The 13,122-nt window shown below is 44.9% G+C and carries 10 protein-coding genes; 4 read left to right on the top strand and 6 right to left on the bottom strand.

Annotated elements, in window-relative coordinates:
- The first annotated feature begins 3 nt into the window (after nt 1–3).
- Nucleotides 4–669: a response regulator transcription factor gene (locus NIASO_RS19200; protein ID WP_008582508.1), complete on the top strand. Its 666-nt coding sequence runs from the start codon at nt 4–6 to the stop codon at nt 667–669.
- Between the two features lie 266 nt (nt 670–935).
- Complete coding sequence (locus tag NIASO_RS19195) at nt 936–1,256, top strand: DUF6520 family protein (protein WP_008582509.1); 321 nt, start codon at nt 936–938, stop codon at nt 1,254–1,256.
- Between the two features lie 125 nt (nt 1,257–1,381).
- Here the strand turns inward: NIASO_RS19195 and NIASO_RS19190 are convergent, their stop codons facing one another.
- The 3 genes from NIASO_RS19190 to NIASO_RS20275 form a co-directional block, all read right to left on the bottom strand.
- Complete coding sequence (locus NIASO_RS19190; RefSeq protein WP_008582511.1) at nt 1,382–2,737, bottom strand: RagB/SusD family nutrient uptake outer membrane protein; 1,356 nt, start codon at nt 2,735–2,737, stop codon at nt 1,382–1,384.
- 13 nt (nt 2,738–2,750) lie between these two features.
- Entirely contained in the window at nt 2,751–5,918 is a 3,168-nt protein-coding gene (locus tag NIASO_RS19185) for a SusC/RagA family TonB-linked outer membrane protein (RefSeq protein WP_008582514.1), read from the bottom strand.
- Between the two features lie 79 nt (nt 5,919–5,997).
- Nucleotides 5,998–6,369 carry a hypothetical protein gene (locus tag NIASO_RS20275; protein ID WP_157547271.1) on the bottom strand — a complete coding sequence of 124 codons (372 nt, stop codon included), beginning with the start codon at nt 6,367–6,369 and terminating at the stop codon, nt 5,998–6,000.
- Between the two features lie 888 nt (nt 6,370–7,257).
- On the opposite strand from NIASO_RS20275, the gene NIASO_RS19175 reads away from it, so the two are divergent.
- Complete coding sequence (locus tag NIASO_RS19175; RefSeq protein ID WP_211139873.1) at nt 7,258–7,440, top strand: helix-turn-helix transcriptional regulator; 183 nt, start codon at nt 7,258–7,260, stop codon at nt 7,438–7,440.
- A gap of 193 nt (nt 7,441–7,633) precedes the next feature.
- On the opposite strand, the gene NIASO_RS19170 is transcribed toward NIASO_RS19175, so the two are convergent.
- Nucleotides 7,634–8,014, bottom strand: a complete 381-nt coding sequence (locus tag NIASO_RS19170) for a hypothetical protein (protein ID WP_008582522.1) — start codon at nt 8,012–8,014, stop codon at nt 7,634–7,636.
- A 206-nt stretch (nt 8,015–8,220) separates the two neighbouring features.
- On the opposite strand from NIASO_RS19170, the gene NIASO_RS19165 reads away from it, so the two are divergent.
- Entirely contained in the window at nt 8,221–9,144 is a 924-nt protein-coding gene (locus NIASO_RS19165) for a Dyp-type peroxidase (protein ID WP_008582524.1), read from the top strand.
- A 21-nt stretch (nt 9,145–9,165) separates the two neighbouring features.
- Here the strand turns inward: NIASO_RS19165 and NIASO_RS19160 are convergent, their stop codons facing one another.
- Nucleotides 9,166–12,183 carry an efflux RND transporter permease subunit gene (locus NIASO_RS19160; RefSeq protein WP_008582526.1) on the bottom strand — a complete coding sequence of 1,006 codons (3,018 nt, stop codon included), beginning with the start codon at nt 12,181–12,183 and terminating at the stop codon, nt 9,166–9,168.
- The gene (locus NIASO_RS19155) at nt 12,183–13,121 is read right to left on the bottom strand and encodes an efflux RND transporter periplasmic adaptor subunit (protein ID WP_008582528.1); all 939 of its coding nucleotides are present in this window, start codon (nt 13,119–13,121) and stop codon (nt 12,183–12,185) included. The genes NIASO_RS19160 and NIASO_RS19155 overlap by 1 nt, the downstream gene beginning before the upstream one ends.
- Nucleotide 13,122: the final 1 nt, after the last annotated feature.

Genomic DNA, 13,122 nt, shown 5'->3' with positions numbered 1-13,122 from the left:
ACAATGCCCCCAGCAAAACCCTACAGGATCCTGATAGCCGATGATCAGCCACACTGCCGCGAAGCCCTTTTTGTTGGCTTACAGGGCCGCCCGGCGCTTACCATTTGCGGCAATGCCCAAAACGGCCGTGAGCTGGTAGAGCTAACCGGCAAACTGGAACCTGATGTAATTATTACAGATATCCGCATGCCGGAAATGGATGGTATTGAGGCTACCCGCATCATCAAAGAAATATACCCGCATATAAAAGTACTGGCCTTAAGTCAATACCAGGATTACGGGCTTATTATGGATATGGTAAGCGCGGGCGCTAGCGGCTATATTTTAAAAGACGAATCGGGCGACAACCTTGAGCTGGCCATTAACACCATAATGACCAATTCTTCTTTCTTCTGTAGCGCCATTACTATTAAACTGCAGGAAATGGTGCGGAATGGCGTTATTAAAAACAGGTTACCGGTTTTGTCGCCCGGCTTTTTTGCCGCTCATGAAAAGGAAGTGCTGCTGGGTGTCTGCCAGGGGAAAAAGAGCCCGCAAATTGCAGCAGAACTGGGCCTTTCCTGCAACACTATACAAAAGTACCGCCAAAACCTCATGGATAAAACCGGTACTAACAACAATGTTTCGCTAAGCATGTTTGCTGTGCTGCATGGAATTTATACCCCATAACAGCAACTGTACGGAACAGATCGTTACCAAACAATACTGGTTTAGATATACTATATCTGATATTGTTTCCGGGACTTCTACAGTACATCTTTGTGATGAGTTTATTAACCATCAGGCATCGCTGAAAACCTGTATAAAAAAGTAGGCATCCTTTCCTAAACCTGCCATGGCATAAAAATAAATGCCGCGGCAACCGGCTTTTACTTACTGCGCAGTAAAACGAGCTTGTTCAAATCTTTTTACAAACAAATTTTAAAACGAAGCACATGACTAAATTAAAATGGTTCCTGCCTTTAGTAGCAATCCTATTGGTTGCGGTGGGAGTGTTTGCAACGAATACAAGAAACAAAAAAATTAACACAGTATACTGGGATTATAATGGCCCCGCCGGGCAGGAAACTGTAGCGTCCAATTACTCCTTAGGCACTGCTACTCCCACCCATCTTTCCTGTGGTCTTAGTAGCACTACCGTTTGTCAAATTCAAGCGGAAGCAGATCCGGCCAACACTTCTCAGCCAAACTTAGACGGCAAAGACCCGATGGTTGACGAAGTTGAATTTTCGACCATCAAGAGAGGCAGCAATTAAAATAAAGAGGCTGTCTCAAAAGTCCGAGACAGCCTCTTTTTATTCGGGGAGATGGAAAGCAAAATCAACTATGCGATTATCAACGCCTCCTAAAACCTTTTTGAGACACGCTCCTTATCATCTACTCACCTGGGGTTTTGTTGCATACCGGTCATTTTTATGACATAAGCTGGCAATGGCAATGCAAATCTGGGAGAATTCGCTTCAAGAAAATAAGTAGCATCATCCAATACCCGCTTTATTGAAATCGATGCGCCTTCCTTATTTAATCGCTTTATATCCTGCCAGCGCAGATCACGCATTACAAGCTCCTTGCGCCGCTCTTTCAGAATAAGCTGCAATGCGGCGGGCCCATTCATATTTGTATATAACATGAAACTACCGGTTTGGTACCTGGTTTTTAAAAGGTCATTCAATACAGCCAGGCCTTCCGGTATTTTGCCCCCTCTTACAAGGCATTCTGCTTTTATAAGATATTGCTCATCTGTAGCAATGCCTGTGAACAATTGCACGCTGCTTGTATAAGTACCGTAAAAACCATGAGACCCATCCTTATTCATTTTATAATAAATCGTTTTTCTTAAATCATTTAATTCGTAGGAATTATATAATGTTGAATCTATTTTTGCAATAAAATTAGCTACCGGCAAATATCCGTTGCCCATATAGAAAATGGTTTCCTCATTGAACATACTGATAGGATAAGGAATGGCGGCATTCAGTTTATTGAAATCCATTAGCCGGCTATTCAACTGCAGGCAGGAATCGGCGTAACGACCGGCGGCTTCATAATTACGCATCGCAAGGTATACCCGTGCCAGCAAACCATAAGCGGCTGCTTTAGACGGACGCATAGGATGCAAGGCATTACCTGGTAAACCCGGCACGGCTTTTTTCAGATCTCCGGTTATTTGTTGATAGGTTTCCTCTACTGTGCTTCTTACAGAGGGTTGATTGAAATCCGCGTTCAAACGTAACGGAATACCCATATCCCGGTTAGCCGTTGCGGCATCGTAAGCCGGCGCCCAAGCAGCGGCAACTTTGAAAAAGGCATTTCCCCTGTAAAACAGCGCACTCGCCATAATCGCATTGCGTTCTGTTTCATTCAAAACAGCAACGGATGGCACATTCTCCAATACAACATTTGCTGTATATACACCCTGGTATATCGAGGACCATTGGTTTGAGGCATTATTGTAAAACAATTCATCTCCCCAAATATAGCTGTTGCGCTCCCCTTCGGTTCCCAAAGACTTCCAGTCAGCCGGCAACAAAAAATAATCATCGGCACTGGCTTCTCCCACACCCGAGCTGTAATTATTCATTATATTGTCATTATCTAATAACGCCTGCAAATCTTTGCCGGTTTGGGGGGTAGCCAACCGCTTATCAGGTTTATAATCGAGGTATTTTTTGCAACCAGTAATCGAAGTAAATAAAACGATACTGGTGACGATCAAAAAAAGTTTATGATAGTTCATATTCTTAGTTGTTTTAAAAATTAAGTTGAAAACCAACTGTTGTAGTTCTTACCGGCGAAAGAACGCCCGGATAATCGGGGTCAATGGTACGGTCACCGGCGCGCCAGAGTATTCCGATATTGTTCATTCCGGCAAATAATTTCAGTTTTGAAATGCCCTGCCGTTTCAAACCATGCGATATTACGTCATAGCCCAATTGAACCAACTGCAGCCGGATGTTATCTGCCTTTTCCACCAGTACTTCAGAAAAACTATAAAACTGATCTCTCCCTGAGGGTATTGGATAAACTAATGACGGTACATTTGTATATTGCTCATCCCCTGGCTTTTGCCAACGACGGGTATAATCTATATCTCCGATCGCGTTCTGAAATAATTGGGTATAGTTTATAGAGGGTTTGCGATAGAAATAGCCAAACCTAAATTGAATATTTGCCGTAATACTTAAGTTTTTATAGCTAAATGTGTTCAACAGGTTTCCAAAACAGGTAGGTGTGGCGCTGCCACTAAAAACAAGGCTGGAATAGGGTTGCGCCATAATGGCTGCATAATTTTTGCTGACAGTAGTACCTTCAAACCCCATTGGGCTCCCGGTTTCTGGATCAAGGCCAGCCCATTTAAAGCTCACCAGTCCGTAAACGGGGTGCCCCTCTAATGGGCTAATTTTATTTCCATCGTTTGTATAACTTGATGCAGCTCCCATAGAAGTAAAGTATTTGGTAACCTTCGTTTTTACAAGGCTTAAAAGAAAATCGGTTTGCCAGGTAAATTCCCTTTGCACCGGTATGCCTTTTAAAACCAGATCCCACCCGCTACCCTTCATATTAGCAATATTGTACGTAAGTTGATTTTGCCCGGTAGACGTCCAGTCTACAGCCGCTGCTCCCAGGAGGTCGCTACCTTTTTTTCTATAATGGTCTATACTGCCGCTGAACCGGCTGCCTGCGAATGCAAAGTCGAGCCCCACATTAAACATTTTTATTTTCTCCCACCGTAATTGGGGATTGGGAAACTGGTTTATGATTGCTGAAGGAAAATTAGTATAGCGCCCATTAGCAAAGTAACGGAGGGTCGTTACCGCCGAACGATTGAGGTCAGCATTGCCGCTGATACCATAGGTAACACGCAATTTTAAAAGAGGAACCAATTCTTTATTCCAAAAGGGTTCTTCACTGATATGCCATGAAGCCCCTGTAGACCACAAAGGGGTCCATTTATCATTCGTAACAACACCAAAAAGGTTCGAGGCATCACGCCGTGCACTTGCAGACAACTGGTAGCGTTGTTTATAAGTATAAGCGCCATTTGCATAAATGGATACAAACCGGTTTGTCATCTCTTTAAACCCGGTATTATCGGGGATAAAGCTGTTAGATCCCGGTATCAGTGTTGGATATGAATTTGCGAAATCGACCTCCGCAAACGTCAAAGTAGCAGGATCGAAGCCATATACTCTGGAGCTATTTCCGTTTGTTTGCAACTGGCGTAATTCTCCGCCCACGAGCCCATTCAAGCTGTGGTTGCCCCATGCTTTGTTGTACAGGAACTGCCCGCGCAGATTATGTGTATTTAACTTTGTTGTCGATTCGTCTTTTATAGCCCCATTAGGTACAATATAAGTCACCTGCCCGGTTTGCCGGTTCAGCCGGGAAAACTTGTTTATCAAATCTCTCGAAAAAAAACTTTCCGCTTCTTTCAGGTTAACGCCAACTTCATCCTGTTGTTCATACTGGTATTGCACCTGAGCACTTAAATCATGCGTCAAAAATATATTGGCGCCAATATTGGCAATCAAATGTTGGCGTTTTACTTTACTAGTGTTGTACCGGGCTTCATCCAGTGGGTAGTATTTCCAATCAAGCAGCTTGCCGGCGCCAAAAGTGTCGATATAGGGCTGCCTGTAATATTTGTAAAGTGGTAATGCATTTCCTCCCTCATCTGCCAGTTGCGCATAAGGGTACAATCCCTGCCGTAACTCCTGGTAGCCCGGCATTCCAGAAACAGTATTGGTTTGCGTAAATGTAACACCCGTATTAAATTGTATATTTTTTAGTGGTGAAAAAGTGTTGTCGGCCCGAAAGCTTAAGCGGCTATACTTACCGTCCACTTCCGTGCGGTTTTTATCGTAACTTCCTGCAAAATGATAGGCCAGCTTTTCGGTGCCGCCACCCAGGCTTAAACCATATTGTTGAAAAAAAGCACTTCTGTAAATAAGATTTTCGAAATCACGCATCACATCCTTGCTCTTTAACGCATCCAATTGTTGTTGAAATTGCGTTGCGGTAAGTGCACCGTTGCGTTGTTTAAAAAGCAGTTCATACATCGGGGTAAAAGAGGGCCGCATTGCATTGGCAGTATCTGAAAACCGATACCCATTTTTAAACAAATACTGCTCAACCGAAATAAAATCAGATGAACTTAATTGACGATATAAGCGGGGGTTGGGTTTATCAAAAAAACTAAGATTGCTGTTCAGTGATAACTGAAAATGCCCCGTTTTTTTTGCTTTTTTTGTGGTAATTACAATAACTCCATTACCGGCTCTTACACCCCATATTGATGCTGCTGCCGCATCTTTCAGGATTGTCACCGATTCTACGTCGTTAGGATTAATATCTGCAATATTTCCAGTGTAAGGAAAATGATCAACCACAATCAGCGGATTTTTATCGGAGTTAATGCTACTAAGACCACGTATTGTTAGTGGCGGCCGGTTTACACCTTCATCAAAAGCAATGCTGCTAAGACCGTTTAGCCGGCTTAAGATATCTGGCGTCGGTTGCAATTGTAACCTGCCGGTCCCTATTTGTTCAAATGAACCGGTAGCCCTTTCTTTAGGTATTATCTGGTAGCCCGTGCTCACCACTACTTCCTGCATTGTTGCTGAAACCGGATGTAATACCAGCTCAACAGGCATTTGTGCTACTGGCAATACGACTCGGTTATAGCCTGTATGAGATACGATAATGCTATCAGCTTTAAACACTATTTGCAGGGCAAAATTGCCTTCTGCATCTGTAGCCGTTGTAGCCCGGTTGCGTAAGGTGCCTACATTAGCTCCCGCCAGTGCATAACCTTCCGGGTTAGCAACTCTTCCCCGCAACATATAAAGCGTGTCCTGTGCATTAGCATAATAGAATGCAGTGAACAACAACGTAATTAAAAAGTATGTTTTTTTCATTTTTTTATAATAGTTGAAACCAGGAAACTCGTAATAACGACCCGGCAGCTTTCATGATTGTTTTGAAATAAGGCAGGTTTTACAAAGCAACTTTTGTGATAATTGCATCCGGCATCAACTTCCCCGTATGGGCAGGCAATACCGGCAATAGCAACTCCTCCCCGGCCAGCAGGCGCCTTATATTATCAGCAGAAATAGTAGCAGCATCCGTTGTGGCAATAATGCGACCTTTGTTATTTAACCATACATAATGCGGCACTGCTGTATTATAAATAAGGCGGTTAGTTGTTAGTGTATCTGTATATACTGCAGATAACTGGAAATTCATGGCCGTTTCTTTCTCAAATTTTTTTAAGGTACGATCGGCGGCCTGCACCATTGGCGGCACCGGGTTTCCTGTAAGTAATAATATTTTCAGGTCATTCTTAAACAGGCCTTGCAGGTTATTCATTTTTGGAAAATTGCGCAGGCAGGGAATGCAATAAGCACCCCAAATATCCAGTATAATCAACCTGGCAGATATCTCTGATAATGCAAAGGAGTCCGCTGAACCTGATATTGAGTAAAATCGTATATTTGGTAACGTATCACCTACGGCAAATAATTTTTCTTTTGGAGCTCCTGGTAAGGGAATATTTTGCGCATTTACAAAAAGACATAGGCCAGCCAGCACGCATGCCAGCGTTATTTTTTTCATACTTTAAGCATTAAAATGAAGCAATAATTTTTGAGAAAATGCAGGGCATAGAGTCAGGTATAGCTTTACAAATGGTGTTTCGTACCCTGGAGCTGCCGGATTAGTGGGCAAAGCCGCATGAGAAACAGCCCGCCCACACCCCCGGCAATATCTTAAACGGGAATTTTGGGTTTGCAGGCAAACAATACCATAAATGCTATGGCTTTGGCAACAATGGTTTCATATGATGTTTTAGCGCTCATCCGTTTTGGGTTGGATGAGTCCTGCTGAACGATAAGCTTTGGTAAAGGCCAAAACCGTGGAACCTCACTTACCGCACAGAGGTCCTCGGAGAACCAGCCACGAATAAGGAGGCCCACGGTTTTAGCGTGAGCCTTTGCTTATTGTCTTGTGGCTTAGAAATTTCCGAGGTTTCTGTGCAAGACTCAAAGCGAAAAGCTTCAAATATTTTATGAAGTGATCGCAAAAATAATTCTATTCAAATATACGAATGTTATTAATTAGTACGAATTAATTAATGTGGTTCTATATAAGAGTAATTAAAATAATGGATTTTATTTTATTTTCCGTATGATTTCTAAGAAAAAGAATAAGTCCTCGGGAGAAGCATTTGATTTATTTCTAACAGAAGTTGGAAAAAAATTGAAATCGTATAGAGAAGCCGCAGGTTATACCAGTTACGAACATTTTGCCTATGATAAAAATATTGGCCGTGCGCAATATGGAAAATATGAAAGGGGAACGGAGGATATGCGGCTGAGCAGTTTATTTAAATTGCTTGAAGCGTTGAATATTTCCTGGGAAGAATTTTTCGAGGGAAAATAACTGAATAAAATTTTTAATACTCATTCCTGCAAAAGCTAAAAATAGTGTAAATGCCGGCTCTCGGAGGACAGGGAGACAAAAGGGACGTAGACCAGTACAGCTCTCGTGCGGGTCATACCACTTGCACAAGTCACACCAGGCCACTTACCTGCTTTTCACTGTTGCAGATATTAAAGAATGAAAATTCTTATTCCTACTGAGCCAGGGACTCGTTTCCCATTATCCTTTTAATTAGCGCTTTTGCCGCTACTTCGTTGATGATTTTCCAATTCCGTTTACCGTTGGGCAATTGCAGGTTTCCTGGAGTTGTATGTGCAACAAGCAGTTCCGTTGCTTCGGTATTTTTAGCTTCCAACGGTATATACAGCACGGCCACTTCCCCGTTAAAACCGGCTGATTTGTCAACACGCCCTTCCGGTGTAAGCCGCCCGTATAGGGGCTTTGCCGTATAATGGCCGTAAAGCCGGTCTCCGATCTTGAGCTCATGAAAGTTATTCCGATGTAACGGGTAACGAAAATAATACCCGATGCGGCCTGTTTTTCTTAGCTGGTCCAGGTTGAGGTCGTCGATCATTGTTTATTTTTTTGTACTGCAACTGCATCTATAAAGATAAATTAATAGTCCTAAACAGACAGGCGTTTTCATAACGGCGCAAGAATGGCCACAGAAGCACTGAAAAGCAGAAACAGAAGCCCGGAAATTTGGCAGGGAGCTCGTAATTTTTCTTAAATTCACGCAGTTTTTTTAGATAAACAATTATAGTACCGAATAAAACTGATATGGACGCACAACCACAAAATGTACTGGGCACTCCCGGTACCAACACGCTTTTTATGGTTTGGAATTTTAAAACAGGGGTTGATGCAGCGGCAGCCTTCAAAAGGATCTGCGCTTTGGTAATTAACCTGAACCACTCCGCCTATACCCGCTTTCCTGATGCCGGCGTAAGCTGCATACTGGGCATTGGATATGATGCCTGGCAACAACTTAGTCTTCCCCGTCCGCTTCCCAAAGAATTAGAAAATTTTGCCCCTATTGCCGGCCAAAAACATGTGGCGGTGGCCACCCCGGGCGACCTGCATTTCCATCTCCGGGGCAACAACAGCAGTATCTGCTACGATATGGCGGCTGATCTATCGGAGTTTTTAGCGCCCGTGGCGGAATGTGCAGAAGAAGTGCACGGCTTCCGGTACTGGGACGGACGCTCTATACTGGGCTTTGTGGATGGCACGGAAAACCCCGAAGGTGCAGAGCGGGCCTTCTTTGGCCTGGTGGGCGATGCCGACCCGGCCTACAAAGGCGGCAGCTACCTCTTTGTTCAAAAATACATTCACAACCTGGAAGCGTTTAAAGCCTTGCCCCTGGAAGAGCAGGAAAAAGTATTTGGCCGCTCCAAACGCGATGATATAGAAATGACGGATGAGGTAAAACCTAAAAACGCTCATTCAGCAGTAGCCAATGTGGGCGACGATTTTAAGATCATCCGGGATAATATGCCCTTTGGCAATATGGCCACCAATGAAATGGGCACTTATTTTATTGCCTATGCCAGCACTTTTAGTACCATAAAAAAAATGCTGAACAATATGTTCATCGGTTCGCCTGAAGGCAACTACGACCGGCTTTTGGATTTTAGTACGGCCAAAACCGGGAGCCTGTTTTTTGTACCGACGCTGGATATGCTGGATGATTTTTCGTCGTAAGGAAACGCGCATCCGGAAGAATTATTTTTCCTTATAGATCCGGTTTAGTAAAGTAGGAAATACAATCAACAATAAGGGTAACGCTACAACAAACCCTCCGATCACCGCAATGGCCAGCGGCTGGTGCATTTGCGCACCTGTGCCCATCCCCATCGCCAGGGGCATCAGGGCAATGATGGCGCCAACCGCCGTCATCAGTTTGGGCCGCAACCGCGTACTGATGGCATGTATGATGGCCCCTTCTTTTCCTTTTTCCGCAATGCTTTCCTGGAACTGCAGGTAGGTGAACACCGCGTTTTCGCCAATAATGCCTACGATCATGATCAGCCCCGTATAGCTTCCCACATTTAAGGGAATACCCGTCAAATACAACAACAGGTAGCTTCCGGAAATGCCCAGTACTGAAATTAATAATATCAGCGACGCTACTTTAATATCCCTGAACAGGAAGAGGATCACGGCAAATACCAGCAGGCTCGATACAATAAGGATAATCAGCAATTCGCGGAAGGACTGTTGCTGCTCTGCATAGGCCCCGGCGTATACAATGGCATAACCGGCCGGGAGCTTTATTTTCCGGTCCAGTTGCTTTTGAATTTCTTTTATGGTGCCGCCCAGGTCGCCATTATCAAGCCGCGCAGTAACAATGCCCAGCGTTTGCAGGTCTTCCCGGTTGATCTCCGCCGTGCCCGGCGCCACTTTCACGGTTGCAAATTCTTTAAGCGGTTTCATTTGGCCGTTGGGCAACGCGATCATGCTGTTCTGGATCTGGTAAAGAGAAGCATTACTGTTATTGCTATACAAGATCCGGATAGGAGTAAACTGTTCTTTGTCAAAAAGGTTCCCTACAATATTGCCCTCCAGCAGGGTTTGCACCTGGTACTGAAAATCTTGCGCCGTTATATTATAGCGCCCCAATGCCGGCAGATCGGGCACCACCTCGATGGAGGGCCCTGCTATGACGATGCCGTCAAATACATCTGCGGTTCCTTTGATGGTGCGCACTACATCGGCCACCTGTTTTGAATACTGTTGAATAGTATTTTGATCAGTCCCAAAAATTTTAATTTCAATAGGCTGTACGCTGGTCATCAAATCGCCCAGCATATCCCCAATTACCTGTCCAAAGTCAACCACCAATGGCAGGCCCGTTGCGGCTATTTTCCCCCGTAATTCATCCGTAACCTCAGTAGTGGTTTTCTTCCTGCTCTTTTTAAGCTGGATCAAATAATCGCCCCTGTTGGGCTCGGTAATAAAAAAGCCCATCTGCGTTCCCGTGCGCCGGCTATAGGCTTCTACATCGGGATTGGCTTTGATGATCTTTTCCACTTCGCGTAACTCGCGGTCCGTTTCTTCAAGCGAAGTACCCGGTGGTGAGTTATAATCCAGCACAATGCTGCCCTCGTCCATCTCCGGTAAAAAACCGGTGCTGATATTGGGAATGATCAATGCGGCGGTAACAATCAATATTATTATAAAAACATAGGAGAACACCGGGCGTTTAATAAAGAAGCCCACCCATATTCGTTCTTTTACATCATGCGGCTGCAGGTGTTTGGTTTTGATGAATTGCGAAAGAAAAAGATAAATAACCGGCAGCAGCAGCCAGGTGGTAAAAAAAGAACAGACCAGCGTAATGATCATGGTGTCGGTCATCACTTTAAAATAAGCGCCGGCCACCCCGCTCATCAGCATAAAGGGCACAAAAATAACAATGGTGCTTAAGGAAGAGCCTACCATCGCTTTTAATAAATAATTGATGGCTTTTTGCACCAGGGTATTGCTTCCCTCCTCCGGGTGTTCTTCGTGCGTGCGGTGGATCTGCTCGGCTACTACGATAGCATCGTCAATAATTAACCCTATGGCAGCAGCAATAGCGCCAAGCGTCATAATATTAAAGGTTTGACCTATGGCATAAAGCACCAGCATCGTCAGACTTAACGTAACGGGTATGGTCAGTAAAATGACAAGGCTTGCTTTCAGCGAACGAAGAAAAATGATCGCCACCACAATGGCCAGCAATAGCCCGATCCAAAGGGCGTCGGTAACGCTTCTGATGGCATCGCTCACAAAGTCGGCCTGCAGGTAATAAGGCTTCAGTTGCACATCCGCAGGAAGCGTTTTCTTGAGGTCGGCGATCTTTTGCTCCATGGCACTGCTTACGTCCAGCACATTGGCGTCCGGTTGCTCCACCACCGCAACCAGGATACTTTCGGTCCCATTCGCGTTTACCTTAATGTATTGCTTGGCAGGATGCAGGTTGATCTGCGCGATATCCTTAAAATACACCACCCGGTTGCCATCGCTCCGGATCACAATATTTTTGAGTTGTTCAATATTGTACAATTGCGCATCCGTAACGGTAAGATAGAGATAGCGGTAATCCGACGAATAGCCGTTTGATTTTATAAAATTGGTTTCGCTTAATTTTTGTGCGATCAACGAGGGCGTCAGGCTCAGGCGGGTCATCATTTCCGGATTCAATACCACCCAGTACTCCTTGTCCTGGCCACCAATAACGCGAATATCACTCACCCCCGGCACCTGCGAAAGAAAAGGCCGGATGGTATAAAGCGCCAGTTGTTTTAATTCAAGAGCCGTCATAGATCGTGCGGTAAGCGCATACCCCATTACGGGTAAAATAGAGGGGTTCATCTTTTCCACCGTAATATTCACATCCGCCGGCAGTTGGTTGCGTATCTGGCTGATACGGGCCTGCACCTGTTGCTGGCTCAGATCAATATCCGAGCTCCAGGACATAAAGGCGGAGATCTCACAGCTTCCGCGACTGGTGGTACTTTTGATGATCTCCAGCCCCGGCACCTGCTTAATGGCTGTTTCCAGCGGGCGCGTAATGGCTACGGTCATCTGGTCGATGGGCTGCTGACCGGCATCGGCGATCACCTTGATCTTGGGAAACGTTATCTGGGGAAACAGGGCCGATTTGATCCTGGTATAGGAAAAGACGCCGCCTATTAATACCAGCAATACGATAATAATAAGCGGATTCTTATATTTCAGGAAGAAGGACTGTTTCATTAGCGCTCCGTTTTTTGGATCTTTATCGTTGCGGTATCACCCATTCCATAATTGCCTACCGTAATGATACGGTCCTCCGGCGTAATGCCACCAGAAAGCACTTCTACCCATTTATCATTTTCTGTTCCTTTTTTAATATCGGTTTTTACCGCGGTAGAATCATTGATCAGTTTCATTACCCAAAATGCCGTTTGCGCATCATCCGTCAGCACAGCCGGTTTGGGCACATACATACCGGCCGCTTTTTTACGTTCCAGCTTTACCGTGGCAATCAGGTTTTCCGGAATACCTCCCCCCTCCTTTACTTTTATCAGCACTTTTTGTGTTTGGGTCAGCGAATCAACCGAAGGCATAATTTTAGCAACCTGCCCGTTAAGCATACGCCCGTCGGGAAGATTGACCAGGAAACTACCGCCGGTATGCACCAACTGGTTGTATTCGTAAGGTACATTCATTACAAACCCAAAACTACCGGCATCAGTAACAGTTGCCAGCACCTCGCCATCCTGCACATAGTCGCCCGCCTGGTGATTAAGCATGGCAATATATCCCGTTGCGGGGCTTACCACTGTTGTAGTTCCTGAAAACCGGAAAGAAGGATCCAGGTGATTGATCGTATTGCCTAATGCCCGTGCTTCTTTTGTTTCCAGCCCAAAAAGCGCCTGTCCCCGGTGTACAAAGTCTGAAAGTTTGACGCGCACTTTTGTTACATAACCAGTGGTATTCGCTTTTACATCGGACCGTAACAGGTAGGTGGAAATGGCATTTAAAGTAATGGCGTCTGTAAGATGCACCGTATCGGTGGGATGGGCCACCGTTACCGGTATATGAAGATCCCGAACGGCAGCGTCCTCCGCCGGCTCTTCCGTCTTATTATGACAGGCAGCCAGTGCCAGCAAAAGCAAACAAAGAAAGAACGTATAGCGGCAAGAATTCATT

Origin of the sequence: Niabella soli DSM 19437, from assembly GCF_000243115.2 — a bacterium.
In the GTDB taxonomy this organism is placed as follows: Bacteria; Bacteroidota; Bacteroidia; order Chitinophagales; family Chitinophagaceae; genus Niabella; species Niabella soli.
Note: the sequence above shows the minus strand (reverse complement) of the source record. Positions and strands in the feature narration are given on the sequence as shown.